Raw genomic sequence first — 15,501 nt, forward strand, 5'->3', positions numbered from 1 at the left:
GGTTGACTCCTCCCCGGGTCCGCGCCCGTGGCCGTCGGTCGCGGTCGACCGGAGTGTCTGGCTCGCGGCCCGGCACGTGGCCGGACCGGTGACAGTGGCGGGACCGCCCCGGACTCGCACCGGGTTCCTCCGCACCGACCGCGTGATGCTGATCTCGGCGCATTCCGTGCCGAGAGTCTGACTCTACGATGAGCACGTGCCCGCTGTCTCCTCCCCGTCCGGCCGTTCCGGCGCCGACCGGTGTCCCGGGGCGCTTCGGGCCCACCAGGCCGCCGACGGTCTGCTGGTCCGCGTCCGGCTTCCCGGCGGCCGGTTGAGCACGTCACAGCTACGCCGGCTGGCGGCCACCGCCCGACGCGACGCCGACGGCACGCTGGAGCTGACCTCGCGGGCGAACGTGCAGCTCCGCGGCATCCCCGACCAGGTGGCGGTGGACCGCATCGCCGCCGTCCTGGTCGAGTCGGGGCTGCTGCCCAGCGCCACCCACGAGACGGTCCGCAACATCGTCGCCTCACCGCTGAGCGGCCTGGAGCACGACGGGCGGCCCGACGTACGGCCGGTGGTGGCCCGGGTCGACGAGGCGCTCTGCGCCTGTCCCGATCTCGCCGACCTCAGCGGCCGTTTCCTCATCGCCGTCGACGACGGCCGGGGTGACGTCGCCGCCCTCGGCGCGGACCTGTGCTGGCTGGCCGACCCGGGCGCGCTGCTGGTGGCGGGACGCGACGTCGGGCTGCGGGCCGACGCCGACGAGGCGGCTGAGACGATCGTCGCCGCCGCCCGGGCCTTCCTGCGCCACCGGGCCGGCCGGCGGGACGTGTGGCGGGTGGCCGACCTGCCCGAGGCACCCGCCGCCATCGTCGCGGCACTGGGCGGGTCGCACGCCGCGCCGGTCGACGTGCCGCGCTACGGCCCGCCGCCGGTCGGTCCGGACCCGGCCGGGTTCGTGGTCGCCGCCGCACCCCTGGGCCGGCTCACCGCCGCGCAGGCCGAGGCGGTCGCGGCGCTGACCGACGGGCCGGTGGTGGTGACCCCGTGGCGGACCGTCGTCGTGGTCGCCGCACCCGAGTCGGCGGTGCCGGTGCTGACCGGTGCCGGGCTGGTCGTCGATCCCGCCTCGCCCTGGGTCGGGGTGACCGCCTGCGCGGGCCGACCCGGTTGCGGCAGCGCGTTGGCCGACGTCCGCGCCGACGCCACGGCCGCACTGACCGCCGCCACACCGCCCGCCGACGACGCGCTTCCCCTGCACTGGGCGGGCTGTGACCGGTGCTGCGGCCGACCGTCCGGTCCGGCTGCCCTGGCGGTGGCCACCGGCGCCGGTTACCGTGTCGCCGGTCCCCGAGGGGATCACCACGGCCCGCTGTCCGAGCGGGTGGCACAGGCACGGAGACCACGATGAGTTACGACTACGTCCGCGAGGGCGCCGAGATCTACCGCCGCTCGTTCGCCACCATCCGCGCCGAGACCGACCTGTCCCGCTTCCCCGCCGACGTCGCCCGGGTGGTGGTGCGCATGATCCACGCCTGCGGCATGGTCGACCTGGTCGACGACGTGGAGGCGCACCCCGAGGTGGTCGCCGCCGGGTACGCCGCACTGGCCGCCGGTGCGCCGGTGCTCTGCGACGCGGCGATGGTCGCCGCCGGGATCACCCGCACCCGGCTGCCCGCCGACAACGAGGTGGTGTGCACGCTGCGTGATCCGGCGGTGCCCGATTTGGCCCGGCAGTTCGGCACCACCCGCAGCGCCGCCGCCATGGAGTTGTGGCGGGACCGGCTCGACGGCGCCGTGGTCGCCATCGGCAACGCCCCGACCTCCCTGTTCCGGCTGCTGGAACTCGTCGACGAGGGCGCGGGTCGGCCGGCGGCGGTGGTGGGCGTACCGGTCGGGTTCATCGGCGCGGCCGAGTCCAAGCAGGCGCTGGCCACGCATCCGGCCCGGATCCCGTACCTGGTCGTGCAGGGTCGTCGGGGCGGCAGCGCCGTCACCGCGGCGGCCGTGAACGGCATCGCGAGCGAGGTGGAGTGACCATGGTGGAGCCCGGCACGCTCTACGGCGTCGGGGTCGGACCCGGCGACCCGGAACTGTTGACGGTCAAGGCGGCCCGGCTGATCGCCGAGACCGACGTGGTCGCGTACTACTCGGCCCGGCACGGCCGCAGCATCGCCCGCTCCATCGTGGCCGGTCTGCTGCGGGAGGACCACGTACACGAGGCCCTGGTCTACCCGGTCACCACCGAGGGCACCGACGACCCGGCCGGCTACGAGGGCGTGATCCGCCGGTTCTACGACGACAGCGCCGAACGGCTGGCCGTCCACCTGGCCGCCGGACGCGACGTGGTGGTGCTCTGCGCGGGCGACCCGATGTTCTACGGCTCCTACATGTACCTGCACGAGCGGCTCGCGCACCGGTTCCCGGCCGAGGTGGTGCCGGGGGTGACCTCGATCAGCGCCGCCTCCGCCGTGCTGGGTCGGCCGCTCGTCGAACGCGACGAGGTGCTGACCGTCCTGCCCGGCACGCTGCCCGCCGAGGAACTCGCGCGGCGGCTCGCCGACACCGACGCCGCCGCCGTACTCAAGCTGGGCCGGACCTTCGACAACGTCCGCGCCGCCCTGGACGACGCGGGCCGACTGCCCGAGACCTGGTACGTGGAGCGGGCCACCTCACCACGCGGACGACACGCCCCGCTGGCCGACGTGTCCACCGACGAAGTGCCGTACTTCTCGCTGGCGTTGCTGCCCAGCCCGACCAGCGCCGCCAGCCGCGACGACCTGCCGGCACCCGGACCGGCGTCGGCGGGGGAGGTGGTCGTGGTCGGGCTCGGCCCGGCCGGACCCCGCTGGCTCACCCCCGAGGTGGCGCGGGCGCTGCGCGAGGCCGAGCACCTGGTGGGCTACGGCCCGTACGTGGACCGGGTGCCGGTGCGTCCCGGCCAGCAGCGGCACACCTCGGGCAACCAGGTGGAGACCGAACGGGCCGCCCACGCCCTGGAGTTGGCACTCGGCGGGGCCCGGGTGGTGGTGGTGTCCTCCGGCGACCCCGGCGTGTTCGCCATGGCCAGCGCGGTCTACGAGGTGGCGACCGGCCAGGCGAGATTCGCCGGGGTGCCGGTACGGGTGCTGCCGGGCCTGACGGCGGCGCAGGCGGCGGCGAGCCGGGTGGGTGCCCCGCTCGGGCACGACTTCGCGGTGCTGTCCCTGTCGGACCGGCTCAAACCGTGGCCGGTCATCGAGGCCCGCCTGGCCGCCGCCGCCGCGGCCGACCTGGTCCTGGCGCTCTACAACCCGGCCTCGGCCAGCCGTCGCTGGCAGGTGGGCGCGGCCCGGGAGACGCTGCTGCGCCACCGTGACCCCAAGACGCCCGTGGTGCTGGCCCGAGACGTGGGCCGGGCCACCGAGTCCGTCACCGTGATCACGCTCGGTGATCTCGACCCGGACACCGTGGACATGCGGTGCCTGCTCATCATCGGCTCGTCGACCACCCAGGTCAGCACGCGGGGCGACGACTCGGTGGCGGTCTGGACGCCGCGCACCTATCCCGGCTGAACCGGCAGCGCCGACACCCAGTCCACCGCCTCGTCCACCCGGGACACCGTCGTCGGATGGACGGCGGGCACCGGCCGGTCGATCATCAGCACCGGTAGGCCGAGCTGTCGGGCCGCGTCGAGTTTCGCCTCGGTGAGCCGGCCGCCGCTGTCCTTGGTCACCACCACGTCGAGGCGATGGGTACGGATCAGCTCCAGTTCACCGGCGAGCGTGTAGGGACCCCGGCTGCGCAGCAGTCGGATGTGCTGCGGCAGCGGCTCGTCCGGCGCGTCCACGACCCGGGCCAGGATCCACAGCCCGGTCGACGGGCCGAACGCCGCGAGGCTCTGCCGTCCGGTGGTGAGCAGGACCCGCCGCCCGAGCGCCGGAAGTTCCCGGACGGCGGCGGCCACGTCCGGCACACGGTGCCAGCGGTCACCCGGCCGCGCCGTCCAGCCCGGTCGTTCCAGCCGCAGATGAGGTACGCCGACCTGGGCAGCGGCGGTGACGGCGGCGGTCCGGATCCGGGCCGCGTACGGGTGGGTGGCGTCGACCAGTACGTCGACGGGGTGCGTGTCGAGCCACCGGGCCAGGCCGTCGGCACCACCGAACCCCCCGATGCGTACCTCACCGACCGGCAGGCGGGGATCGGCGACCCGCCCGGCCAGCGAGGAGATCACCGACAGCCCCGGCCGGTCGACGAGTCGGGCGGCGAGATCACGTGCCTCGGCGGTGCCCCCGAGGATGAGTACCCGCACCCGCCACCCCCTGCTGCTCGTTCCCCGATCGACCAGTCAACCACGCGCCTTCGTGTAAGGAAGGGCCCCCTGCTAACGCCTACGGTATAGAAGGGGTCCCCTCCTAACATCGGCGCCGGCGCCGGCTCTCCCCGTGCGGGCACCTTGTTGCGGGGCCGGCGCCGGCTCGGCGGTGGGCGCCGGTACGGGCCCTCCGCGTGGGTGCCGGCGCCGGCTTGCGCAGCGGTCAGGCGGCGACGAACCCGTCGATCTGGTTGATCGCTCCGGTGGCGCCCTCCACCATGCCCATGTCCAGCACCTGCTGGAGGGCCTCGGCGGACGGGTAGGTGCTCACGTACGTCACCCGGGTCCCGCCGTCGTGCGCGCTGAAGGTGTAGACGCACTTGGAGACCGGCATCTCCGGGTTGGGGGAGAGGTCGTCGTGGGCGAAGCCGTCGTCGAAGGCGAAGCTGCGAGCCTCGTCCACGGCCGTGACCAGCCAGTACCCGGCGTACCGCTCGCCCTCCGGGCTGGTCATGTAGTAGGTGACCCGGCCCCCGGGCGTGAGATCGTGGTCGACCACGGTGGCCGGATAGGTCGGCGGTCCCCAGACCTTCTCCAGTTGGCGTGGGTCGGCGTACACCTGCCAGATCCGCTCCACCGGTGCGGCGAAGTCGGCGGTGATGGTCAGGCTCAGGTTGTCGAGGTCCTGCTTGACGTCGGTGACGGGCACTGTTCAGTCCTCCTGGTCGGTCTCGGATGCGATGAGCATGTCGATGCGGGCGATGCGGCCGCGCCAGACCTGTTCGAGCTCGGTGAGCATGGACGCCACCGACCGCACCGCCTGCACGTCGCCGCTGGCCAGTTGCTCGCGGCCGCTGCGTCGCTTGGTCAGCAGGCCGGCCCTCTCCAGCACGGCGACGTGTTTCTGCACGGCGGCGAAGCTCATGTCGTAGTTGGCGGCGAGCGCGGAGACGGAGTGCTCCCCGGCGAGCACGCGGCGCAGGATGTCGCGCCGGGTGCGGTCGGCGAGCGCGTGGAACAGGGCGTCAGCCCGGTCGTCACTCGTCTCCGTCACCACCCCAACATACAACCAATCAGTTGTACGTCGCCAGACCTTCGCAGGATTCATCCCCGCGTGTCGCGGCGCGGGGTGTGGCGCCTCGCGGTGCGGACACGAGCGCGGTGCGCGGCTGAGTCGCCGGACGCACGGCCGTCGATACGGATGCAAGGAAGGGTCCCCGGTTAACACCAGGTGTTAACCGGGGACCCTTCCTTGCATGCGGGTGGGGCGGTGCCTGGGGAGGTGGGGAGATTTGTTGTCGCTAGAGCGACAACAAATCTCCCCACCTCCTGGCAAGCTGGCCTGAGTGGGTACGGCTACGGGGCGGTGGGGCTTTCCGCCGGGCCGCTCCGGCGTCGCGCGAACGTCCGCGCCGCCACCACCGGCAGGACGCGCAGGAGTAGCGCCAGAATCACCGCCAACGTGGCAGCCTGCTCCACCGACAGCCCCTGCCACACCAGCACCGCGCCCGCACCCACACCGGTCAGCAGCGCACCACGCACGACGCGCAGCGCGACGACCAGGCCCGAGGGCTCCTCTCCGTCCCGGTCGGGCCTCGACCACAGCGTGCTCACCGCCGCCGTGACCGCGAACAACACGGCGATCAGCAACGCCCAGAGGGCGACTCGTCCGGCACCGGCGTCGTCGGTCAGCGACGGTACGGCGAAGTTGGCCACCAGGAGAATGGCAAGGGTTGGTACCCACGTCAGGAGGAAGGCGGCCAGCCCGGTCTGCAACGCCCTGCGACCTCGGCTGACCTGTGGTTGCACCTGGCTTCCGATGCCGGCGGTCACCTCGTCGGGGGCCCATACCAGCTGGCCGACCCTGCGCGGCTCGGGCGTTGGCTCTGACATGGCGGCAAGCCTAGTGTGGAGGACTTCCGCCGCCATGCTCGGTCTCTCGGTCACCACATGCGGCGCGTCGGCCACCGAGCGGTGTCACCCTTCGCGTAGGACGGCGGTGAGTGCGGCGTCGAGGATGTCCAGGCCGGCGTGCAGGTCTTCGTCGCTGATGGTGAGCGGTGGTGCGATCCGGAAGATCCCGCCCATGCCCGGCAGTTGGACGATGTTCATGTGCAGTCCCCGGTCGAGGCAGGCCGAGGTGACCCGGGCACCCAACGCGTCGGCCGGTGTGCGGCTCACCTTGTCGGTCACCAGCTCGATGCCCTGGAGCAGGCCCCGGCCCCGGACGTCGCCCACCACCTCGTGTTCGTCCCGCAGCGCCTGGAGCCGATCGGTGAGCTGCTCGCCGAGTCGCGCGGCACGCCGCACCAGGTCCTCTCGGGCGATGACGTCGAGCACGGTCAGCGCGACCGCCGCCGCCAGCGGGTCGGAGACGTGGGTGGTGTAGAAGAGGAACCCCCGGTCGTGGCAGACCTGCTCGATCTCGGCGCTGGTCACCACGGCGGCCACCGGCAGTCCCGCCCCGAGGGTCTTCGACAGGGTCAGGATGTCGGGGGCGACCCCGTCGCGCTCGAAGGCGTACATCGTGCCGGTGCGGCCGAGGCCGGTCTGCGCCTCGTCGAGGATGAGGAGCATCCCGCGCTCGTCGCACATCTGCCGGAGGCGGGCCAGGTATCCGGGCGGCAGGTCGATGATGCCGCCCGAGGAGAGGATCGGTTCGACCAGGCAGGCGGCGAGGCTTCCGGCGGACTGCTGGTCGACCAGGGCGAAGCCGTACGCGAGTTCGGCCTCCCAGTCGTGTGCGCCGTCTGCGCTACGGAACGGCGACCGGTAGGCGTTCGGTGTGGGCAGGGCGAGGTTACCCGGGATCGGCGGACCGTAGCCGCGCCGCCCGGCGGAGAACGTCGCCGAGGCCGCCCCCTGCGTCATGCCGTGCCAGGACCGGTCGAAGGAGACGATCTCGTACCGGCCGGTGTAGAGCTTGGCCATCTTGATCGCCGCCTCGTTCGCTTCGGCGCCGGTGGTGAGCAGCAGCGTTTTGCCGAGCGGGTCGGGCAGTGTGGCGGCGAGCCGTTCGGCCAGCGCGAGCAGCGGCGGGCTGAGCATGCCGCTGTAGAGGTGGTCCAGTGAGGCGACCGCGGACGAGACGGTGGAGACGATGTCCGGGTGCCCGTGGCCGAGGATGGCGCTCATCTGCCCCGAGGTGAAGTCGAGGATCGACCTGCCCTCGCGGTCGAAGACGTACGCCCCCCGGGCGCGTTCGATGATCCGGGGAGTGAAGCTGGCCCCGTACCGGATCAGCAGGCGGTCCGCCTGGTCCCAGAAGGTCGTGTCCATCAGCGGTCCTCTCGTCCGTCGGGCGGCGGAGCCGGTCCCTGCCGGTCATCCTGCGACGGCCCCGGCGGGGCGACAAGCAGACAAAGATCGCTGATCGTTCGTCGTCGCCGTACGGTCGACGCATGCTGAACCCTCGACGCCTGGTGGTGCTGCGGGCGGTCCTGGCGGCCGGATCGATCAACCGGGCCGCCCGGAACCTGAACTACGCCCCGGCCACGATCAGTCAGCACATGACCGAGCTGGCCAGGGAGACCGGCCTGGTCCTCTTCGTGAGGCAGGGACGGGGCATCGTCGCCACCGACGCCGCCCGACATCTCGCCGACCAGGCGCAGACACTGGTCGCCGACTTCGAGCGGCTGGAACGGGTCGTCGCGGACCTTCGTGGCGGCCAGGGCGAGCACCTGGCGATCGCCTGTTTCGCCTCGGCGGCCGAACGGTGGATCCCGGAGCTGGTGCGGACCGTTCGGCAGCACCGACCGAACCTCACCGTCGAGATCAGCCTCAACGAGCCGGTCGACGGGCGGGGGCGCCGTCAGCCGGACCTGGACATCCGCACCGAGCCGGCCGGCGGCGTCGAGGTACGGGTCGACGGCTACCAGCGGCACGACCTCGCCGTCGAGGAACTCGTCGCCGTCCTGCCCGCCGGGCACCCGCTCGTGGACGCCCCCGAGATCGCGTTGCGGGACCTCGGTGCCGAGCCGTGGGTGGACCACGACATCTACGACAGCCCGATCGGGCAGATCATCTCCAGCGCCTGCCGGACCGCCGGGTTCACCCCCCGATTCGCCGCCCGTCTGGACGACCACCGGACAGCATTGCGCCTGGTGGCGGCCGGTGTCGGCGTCACACTGCTGCCGCGTCTGGCCGTCGTGGAGCTGCCCGGGGGCGCGGTGGCGAGGCCGGTGGTCCGTCCCGTCGTCCGGCGTCGCATCGTCGTGCACGTCCGCCGGGACCACCGTCGGCAGGAACTCCTCGCCCGCGCGGTGGCGCGGCTGCGCGCGGACGCCGAGGCCGATCCCTGCACCGCCATGCCTGACCGCTGACGCGACGACCGACGATCCGAGGCGGGGTCTGCGCATGACCGGTGATCCGGCGAACGGGAGTACGCGCGTGCCCGGTGTCCGAGGACACCGGGCACGACGGTGGTGCGACTGCCGTCTAGCGCAGCGGCCGGAAGCCGGCGCGCAGTTCCTCGGCGAAGGCCATCGGCCGTTCCCAGGCGGCGAAGTGCCCGCCCCGGTCGAGCCGGTGGTAGTAGACGAGGTTCGGGTACGCCTGCTCCACCCAGCTACGCGGTGCCTCGTACAGCTCGTCCGGGAAGACGCTCACCGCCACCGGCACGCGTACGCCCTTGGTGGCGAAGAACGAGAGTGCGTTCTCCGCGTAGAGCCGGGACGACGAGACGCCGGTGTTCGTCAACCAGTACAACGTGATGTTGTCCAGCACGTCGTCCCGGCTGAGGCCGCCGGGCCCGCCCGCGAAGACCCGCGAGATGAGGTCCAGACTGCGCGCGTCGTGGTCGAGCAGGAACGCGGCCAGGCCGACCGGCGAGTCCGCCAGCGCGGTCAGGGTCTGCGGCCGGGTGCCCATCATGAGGGCGTACGCGACGTGCTTCCACACGAAGTTCAGTTGCTCGCAGGCGCGCCGTTCCTCGTCGGAGAGGTTCGACGGCAGCGAGCCGAGGGCATCGTTCGCCCCGCTCATGTCGGACTGGAACAGCTTGTCGAGATCCGCTGGTACGGCTCCCGGCATGTTGGTGTGGATCCCGGCCAGCTCCGGCGGTGCCTGGACCCCCATCAGGTCCGAGATGATCGCGCCCCAGTCGCCGCCCTGGGCGACGAAGCGGTCGTACCCGAGGCGCCGCATCAGCTCGGTCCACGCGCTCGCGATGTGCTCCGGACCCCAGCCCGGCATGGTCGGCTTACCGGAGAAGCCGTGCCCGGGCATGGACGGGATCACCACGTGGAAGGCGTCCGAGGCGCTGCCGCCGTGGGCGGTGGGATCGGTCAGCGGGCCGATGACCTTGAGCTGTTCGATCACCGAGCCGGGCCAGCCGTGCGTGATGATCAGCGGCAGCGCGTCCTCGTGCTTCGAGCGGACGTGGATGAAGTGGATGTCCAGTCCGTCGATCTCGGTCATGAACTGCGGAACGCTGTTCAGCCGCGCCTCGACGCCACGCCAGTCGTACTCCTGCTCCCAGTAGCGCGCGACCGCCTGGATCGTGGCGAGCGGCACGCCCTGCGACTGGTCGGCGACGGTCTCCTGCTCCGGCCACCGGGTGGCGGCGATCCGGCGGCGCAGGTCGTCCAGCTCCGCCTGCGGGATCTCGACCGTGAACGGCCGGATCTGCGTGGTACGCGGTCGGGCTTCGGTCTTGACGGCCATCTCTGCCTCCTTCTCCCTCTCTCGCGGGTGTACGGGAGTCGTCGGACGGGGTCAGCGCCGTGCGGCGAATCGGTCGAGGTACGCCCCGTAGCCCTCGCGCTCCAGGTCGTCGCGGGGCACGAAGCGCATCGCGGCGGAGTTCATGCAGTAGCGCAGCCCGCCGGTCTCGATCGGACCGTCGTCGAAGACGTGGCCGAGGTGGCTGTCGCCGTGCGCGGACCGGACCTCGGTGCGGGTGACGCCGAGGCTGCTGTCCGGGATCTCGACGAGGTTCGTGGACTCGACCGGCCTGCTGAACGTCGGCCAGCCGGTGCCGCTGTCGTACTTGTCGACGGAGGCGAACAGGGGTTCACCGGACACCACGTCGACATAGAGACCGGGATCCTTCTTGTCCCAGTACTCGTTGGCGAAGGGCGTCTCGGTCGCGGCCTCCTGTGTGACCCGGTACTGCTCGGGCGTCAGGTTCGAGACCTTTTCGGGGTTCTTGCGGTAGTCCTGAGACACGACTTCTCCTCCCGGCGGGCAGTGCCCGGTGGTCGGGGAATCTCCGAACCCGCTGCCTACCCGGCCTGCCTCCGCCTACGCCACACAGTCACCGGGAGGCGTACGCGGCCCGGGCGGGGGCACCCACCTCGTGCAGGTGTCGCAGCGCCTGCCGGTACGAGTCGACCAGGCCGGTCTGCTCGTAGTGAACCCCGATCTCGGCGCAGTACGCCTGCACGATCGGCTGGGCCCGGCGCAGGTTGGGCGTCGGCATGGCGGGGAAGAGGTGGTGTTCGATCTGGTAGTTCAGGCCGCCGAGTGCCGCGTCCACCAACCGGCTGCCGTAAACGTTGCGCGAGGTCAGCACCTGCTTGCGCAGATAGTCCTCGGTGCCGGTCGGATGCGGCATCCCCTTGTGGTTGGGCGCGAAGGTCATCCCGAGATAGACGCCGAAGAGCGCCTGGTGCAGCAGCAGGAAGGCGACGGCCTGCGGCGGGGTCAGCACGAGCAGCAGGGCCGTGAGGTAGCCACCGGCGTGCAGGAGAAGCAGGGCGGTCTCCACACCGGGTCGCTTCACCGTGCCGTCCCGCAACGCCTTGACGCTGGACACCTTCAGGCTGACGGCGAGCAGGGTGAGCAGCGGGAAGAACAGGACGCCCTGGTGCCGGACGACGAATCCGCGCAGCCCGCGACGGCCGACGGCCGACTCCGCGGTCCAGACGAGCACCTCCGGGGCCACGTCCGGGTCGAGATCGTCGTGATTGGGGTTGTTGTGGTGGCGGGTGTGCTTCTCCATCCACCAGCCGTAGCTCATCCCGACGCCGAGGTTGCCGGCGACCAGCCCGGCGACCGCACTCGGACGCCTGGTCCGGAACACCTGGCGGTGTGCCAAATCGTGTGCCACGAGCGCGACCTGGGCGAACGTGACGGCGAGGAAGACCGCGGTGATCATCTGCCACCACGACGAACCGAGGGCGACGAAGGCCGTCCAGCCACCGACGAACATGAGCCCGACGACACCCAACCTCAGGGCGTAGTAGAGGGGCCGGCGTCGCATCAACCCGGCATCGGTGATCCGGCGGGACAGGACGGCGAAATCGCTGCCGCTCGTCGGGCGCGGCGGCGTCGTGGCGGTCGTCATGGTCCCAGCAGACCGCACAGGGGACGCCCCCGTCAGGAGTTCTGCCCCCACCCTACGACGGGGTGCTAGCACCACCGAGAAGCGGCTGACACGCAGGCACAATGTGACGATGGACCGGGTCGACGGCGACGAGCGGGCGTACGCGTGGGCGTGGCGGGGCCTGCGCGCCGTACTCGCCGGTCTGGCCGCCGTCGGTCTGGCCGTGACCAACCTCGTGCTGCTCGGCGTCTCGCTGGTGGCACTGGCCCTGGTCCCGGTGCCGTTCCTCGGCATGGCGTTGCTGCCGTGGACGATGACGCTGGTCCGCCACCGCGCGGATCTCGAACGCCGGCGGGCCACCCGCGCCGGTGTCCCGGTGTCCCGGCCCTACCGTCCGCCCCCGGCACGCGGCGTCCCCGGCGGGTGGCGGCGGTTCCGCTGGATCGTCACCGACCCGGCCACCTGGCGCGATCTCGCCTGGCTCCTGCCCGGCGCGGTGGTGTCCACCGCCCTCGGTCTGATCTCGCTGGCCGTGCCGCTCTACGGCGTCATGGGCCTGACGTTGGTGCCGGTCTGGATCTGGCTCGGCACCGACTGGTACGGCTACGGCCTCGTCTGGTCGGTCGACAATGTCGTGGAAGGGCTGGTCTGTGTGCCGCAGGGCGTCGCCATCCTCGCCGGTGGGCTCTGGTCGGCCCCGTGGCTGCGCCGCGTCGACGGGTACTTCGCCCGGTTGCTGCTCGCCCCGACCAAGGCCGCGGAGCTGCGACTGCGCGTCACCGAACTGACCGTCACCCGGGCCGACACCGTCGACGCCCAGGCCGCCGAGCTGCGTCGCATCGAGCGTGACCTGCACGACGGCATCCAGGCTCGCCTCGTCTCCCTGGGCATGATGATCGGCCTGGCCGACGAGCTGATCGACCGTGACCCGAACGCGGCTCGTGAGATGCTCGCGGAAGCGCGGGAGTCCAGCGGCACCGCCCTGGTCGAGTTGCGCCATCTCGTCCGGGGCATCCATCCGCCGGTGCTGGCCGAGCGCGGGCTCGACGGCGCGGTGCGGGCGTTGGCGCTGGGCCTGCCCGTGCCGATCACGGTCGATGTCGACCTGCCCGGCCGACTCGACACCCCGGTCGAGTCGGCCGCCTACTTCGCCGTGGCCGAGACGTTGACCAACCTGGTCCGGCACAGTCGGGCGCGGACCGGGGCGGTGTCCCTGCGGCACTCCGACGGCACGCTGACCATGGTGGTCGCCGACGACGGGACCGGTGGTGCCGACCCGGGCGCCGGTTCCGGCCTCCGGGGTATCGAACGCCGTCTGGCCGCCTTCGATGGCACGATCACCGTGTCAAGCCCGGCCGGAGGGCCCACCGTCGTCACCATGGAGCTGCCGTGCGCGTTGTCATCGCCGAGGACCACGCACTCCTCCGGGACGGGTTGACCCGGATCCTGCGGGCCTTCGACTTCGACGTCGTCGCGGCCGTCGACAACGGCCCCGCCCTGCTGCCGGCGCTGGTCAGCCTCCGGCCCCAGGTGGCGGTCGTGGACGTGCGGCTACCGCCGACGTTCACCGACGAGGGCCTGCACGCCGCGATCGCCGCCCGTACCCGGATCCCCGGTCTGCCGATCCTCGTGCTGTCCCAACATGTCGAGCCGTTGTACGCCCGGGAGTTGCTCAGCACACCGCACGGCGGCGTGGGCTACCTGCTCAAGGATCGGGTGTCCCACGTCGGCGAGTTCGTCGACGCGGTCCGCCGGGTCGCCCAGGGCGGGACCGCGATGGACCCTGAGGTGATCTCTCGACTGCTGGCCCGCCGGGAGCCTCTCGCGGTCCTCACCGTCCGGGAGCGGGAGGTGCTCGGCGAGATGGCCGAGGGCCGCTCCAACGCCGCGATCGCCGGCAAGCTGCACATCACCGAGAAGGCCGTCAGCAAGCACATCAACAACATCTTCACCAAGCTCGACATGCCGCCCTCGGACGACCACAACCGGCGGGTCCTCGCCGTACTGGCGTACCTCAACCCCTGACGGGGGTCGACGTTCCGTCTCAGGCGTCCGCTCTCCACCGACGGTCACCGTCCGCGAGGGCGGGGCGGACCTCCGGGCCGCCCCGCCGCACGTCGGTGGTCAGCTGGTCGGGAAGGTGTCCGGGGTACGGATCCGGTCGCGTACCCAGACCCCGGCGGGCTTGAGGACGCCGGTCCCGGTGTACGAGCTGCCGCCGCAGGTGCCGGTGAGGAAGACGGCACCGCTGCGGAAGTCGTCGGAGAAGTTCCAGTTCACCCAACTGATCTTCTTGGTGGCCATCAGGTCCAGGTACTGCTGGGCACGGGTGAAGTCGTTCGCCCCGTCGCCGGAGGCGGTCTGGGTGCCGAACTCGGTGACGAAGACCGGCAGCCGGTCGGCGGTCCGGGACAGCGCGTTCAGGTACGTCGTGCCGTGCGAGGCGGCGTAGAAGTGGAAGGTGTACATGATGTTCGAGGCGTTGACCGGGCTGTTGACGATCTCGGTCTCCGAGGAGCCCTCGGAGAGGCCCAGCGACGACCAGGCGCGGGTGCCGACCAGCACCACGCCGTCGGGGTCCTGCGCCCGGATGACCGGGATGATCTGCTCGGCGTAGCTCTTGATCGACGCCCAGCTCACCCCGTTGGGCTCGTTGGCCACCTCGTACAGGATGTTGGTCTTGTCCTTGTGGCGCTGGGCGATCTCGGTGAAGAAGGTGCGCGCCCGGGCCAGGTTGTGGTTCGGGTCGCCCGGGGTGAGCATGTGCCAGTCGACGATGGCGTACATGCCGCGTGCGGTGGCCCGTTCGATGTAGTCGTGCACCCGGTCGGTGAAGCCGCGCGGGTCGGTCTCGTAGCCGCCCTCCTGGATGTACATGGAGATGCGCAGCACGTCGGCGTTCCAGTCGTAGGCGAGCGCGTCCAGCGAGGCGTTGTTGACGCACTGCGAGTACCACTGGATGCCGTGGGTGCTCATGCCGCGCAACTGGATCGGTCGGCCGTACTTGTTGCAGAGCTGCACGCCGCAGACCCGCAGCTGACCGTTGATCGAGGCGGGGGTGCCGGTCACCGTGCCGGGTGCCGTGGTCGCGGTGACCGTCGTGCTCGCCGCCGAGACGTTGCCGGCGGCGTCGCGGGCCCGGACCGAGAAGGTGTACGCGGTGGCGGGGCTCAGGCCGCCGACGGTGGCGGTGGTGGTGCCGACGACGCTGGTGGCGAGCATGCTGCCACGGTAGACGTCGTAGCCGGCGACCCCGACGTTGTCGGTCGCGGCGTTCCAGGCCAGCGCCACGCTCGACGTGCTGGTGCCGGTGACCCGGAGGTTGCCGGGCACGCTGGGCGCCTGGGTGTCGGCGTTGCCGCCGCGGCACGAGCCGCCGTTGACGGTGCAGTTGGTCGGCGTGCCGCTGCCGGAGACGATGAAGCCGAAGGTGGTCGACGCCCCGGCGGCCAGGGTGCCGTTCCAGGTGCGGTTGGTGAAGCTGTGCCGGTTGCCGCTGCTGGTCAGCAGGGCGTCCCAGTAGCTGCCGAGCGTGGATCCGGCCGGCAGGTCGAAGTCGACCCGCCAACTGGCGATGGTGGTGGCGGTGTCGTTGCGGACGGTGAAGCGGGCCTCGTAGCCGCCACCCCACTCCTGGACCTTGGCGAAGTCGGCGGTCGCGGCCTGTGCGCCGGGGGCGGCGACCAGGACGCCGGCCATGGCGAGTGTGGCGGCGAGGACTCCGGACACCGCAGTACGCAGTCTGGACATTCCACTCCCTCTGTCGTCGTGGGGTAGCTGCCGACACGCGTCGAAACAGGACTGTAAAGATGTCTTACAGTCGGGTCAACCCGTCGACGACGATCCATGTAGACCGTGGCGCCCGTTCGCACCTGCACGTGTGGCCGCCGGACGCGTCCGAACCCGTTCGACACCGCGTCTTCCGTGACGGGCGGCGCGTACACCCGGAGAACCG

At 71.7% G+C, this 15,501-nt stretch carries 15 protein-coding genes and 1 riboswitch; of the genes, 6 read left to right on the forward strand and 9 right to left on the reverse strand.

Features of this window, described 5'->3' with window-relative positions; genetic code table 11:
- Nucleotides 1-51: 51 nt before the first annotated feature.
- A riboswitch (cobalamin riboswitch) is annotated at nt 52-130 on the reverse strand.
- Between the two features lie 66 nt (nt 131-196).
- Genes HUT12_RS15090 through HUT12_RS15100 form a run of 3 tightly spaced genes read left to right on the forward strand, consistent with a single transcriptional unit; the run spans nt 197 to nt 3,539 of the window.
- Entirely contained in the window at nt 197-1,396 is a 1,200-nt protein-coding gene (locus HUT12_RS15090; protein ID WP_176093789.1) for a precorrin-3B synthase, read from the forward strand.
- Nucleotides 1,393-2,022, forward strand: coding sequence for a precorrin-8X methylmutase (locus HUT12_RS15095; protein WP_131053230.1), 630 nt, complete (start codon nt 1,393-1,395; stop codon nt 2,020-2,022). Before HUT12_RS15090 ends, HUT12_RS15095 begins: the two co-directional genes overlap by 4 nt.
- Before the next feature lie 2 nt (nt 2,023-2,024).
- Complete coding sequence (locus tag HUT12_RS15100) at nt 2,025-3,539, forward strand: precorrin-2 C(20)-methyltransferase (RefSeq protein ID WP_176093790.1); 1,515 nt, start codon at nt 2,025-2,027, stop codon at nt 3,537-3,539.
- Here the strand turns inward: HUT12_RS15100 and HUT12_RS15105 are convergent.
- From HUT12_RS15105 to HUT12_RS15125, 5 genes are all read right to left on the reverse strand, one after another.
- Nucleotides 3,527-4,276, reverse strand: coding sequence for a cobalt-precorrin-6A reductase (locus HUT12_RS15105; protein ID WP_176093791.1), 750 nt, complete (start codon nt 4,274-4,276; stop codon nt 3,527-3,529). The two genes, HUT12_RS15100 and HUT12_RS15105, sit on opposite strands and share 13 nt — an antisense overlap.
- Before the next feature lie 226 nt (nt 4,277-4,502).
- Nucleotides 4,503-4,988, reverse strand: a complete 486-nt coding sequence (locus HUT12_RS15110; RefSeq protein WP_131053227.1) for an SRPBCC domain-containing protein — start codon at nt 4,986-4,988, stop codon at nt 4,503-4,505.
- Between the two features lie 3 nt (nt 4,989-4,991).
- Nucleotides 4,992-5,333, reverse strand: a complete 342-nt coding sequence (locus HUT12_RS15115) for a helix-turn-helix transcriptional regulator (protein WP_176093792.1) — start codon at nt 5,331-5,333, stop codon at nt 4,992-4,994.
- Between the two features lie 302 nt (nt 5,334-5,635).
- Nucleotides 5,636-6,172 carry a hypothetical protein gene (locus tag HUT12_RS15120; RefSeq protein ID WP_131053225.1) on the reverse strand — a complete coding sequence of 179 codons (537 nt, stop codon included), beginning with the start codon at nt 6,170-6,172 and terminating at the stop codon, nt 5,636-5,638.
- Nucleotides 6,173-6,256: 84 nt separating this feature from the next.
- Nucleotides 6,257-7,558 carry an aspartate aminotransferase family protein gene (locus HUT12_RS15125; RefSeq protein ID WP_176093793.1) on the reverse strand — a complete coding sequence of 434 codons (1,302 nt, stop codon included), beginning with the start codon at nt 7,556-7,558 and terminating at the stop codon, nt 6,257-6,259.
- Between the two features lie 122 nt (nt 7,559-7,680).
- Here HUT12_RS15125 and HUT12_RS15130 point away from each other — a divergent pair, with 122 nt between their 5' ends.
- Nucleotides 7,681-8,601, forward strand: coding sequence for a LysR family transcriptional regulator (locus tag HUT12_RS15130; RefSeq protein ID WP_176093794.1), 921 nt, complete (start codon nt 7,681-7,683; stop codon nt 8,599-8,601).
- A gap of 115 nt (nt 8,602-8,716) precedes the next feature.
- Here the strand turns inward: HUT12_RS15130 and HUT12_RS15135 are convergent, their stop codons facing one another.
- The 3 genes from HUT12_RS15135 to HUT12_RS15145 form a co-directional block, all read right to left on the reverse strand.
- A complete protein-coding gene (locus HUT12_RS15135; RefSeq protein WP_131053222.1) occupies nt 8,717-9,943 on the reverse strand; it encodes an epoxide hydrolase family protein in 1,227 nt (408 codons plus the stop codon).
- Nucleotides 9,944-9,994: 51 nt separating this feature from the next.
- Entirely contained in the window at nt 9,995-10,447 is a 453-nt protein-coding gene (gene msrB, locus HUT12_RS15140; protein ID WP_131053221.1) for a peptide-methionine (R)-S-oxide reductase MsrB, read from the reverse strand.
- A gap of 88 nt (nt 10,448-10,535) precedes the next feature.
- Nucleotides 10,536-11,567 carry an acyl-CoA desaturase gene (locus HUT12_RS15145; protein ID WP_131053220.1) on the reverse strand — a complete coding sequence of 344 codons (1,032 nt, stop codon included), beginning with the start codon at nt 11,565-11,567 and terminating at the stop codon, nt 10,536-10,538.
- A 109-nt stretch (nt 11,568-11,676) separates the two neighbouring features.
- Here HUT12_RS15145 and HUT12_RS15150 point away from each other — a divergent pair, with 109 nt between their 5' ends.
- Together HUT12_RS15150 and HUT12_RS15155 are read left to right on the forward strand one after the other, a co-directional pair.
- Nucleotides 11,677-12,984 carry a sensor histidine kinase gene (locus HUT12_RS15150; RefSeq protein WP_176093795.1) on the forward strand — a complete coding sequence of 436 codons (1,308 nt, stop codon included), beginning with the start codon at nt 11,677-11,679 and terminating at the stop codon, nt 12,982-12,984.
- Nucleotides 12,936-13,571, forward strand: coding sequence for a response regulator transcription factor (locus HUT12_RS15155; protein WP_131053219.1), 636 nt, complete (start codon nt 12,936-12,938; stop codon nt 13,569-13,571). The genes HUT12_RS15150 and HUT12_RS15155 overlap by 49 nt, the downstream gene beginning before the upstream one ends.
- 99 nt (nt 13,572-13,670) lie before the next feature.
- Here the strand turns inward: HUT12_RS15155 and HUT12_RS15160 are convergent, their stop codons facing one another.
- On the reverse strand, nt 13,671-15,296 hold the full coding sequence (locus HUT12_RS15160) for a cellulase family glycosylhydrolase (protein WP_254876827.1): 1,626 nt from the start codon (nt 15,294-15,296) through the stop codon (nt 13,671-13,673).
- Between the last annotated feature and the right edge of the window lie 205 nt (nt 15,297-15,501).

The organism is Verrucosispora sp. NA02020, from assembly GCF_013364215.1.
GTDB lineage: Bacteria > Actinomycetota > Actinomycetes > Mycobacteriales > Micromonosporaceae > Micromonospora.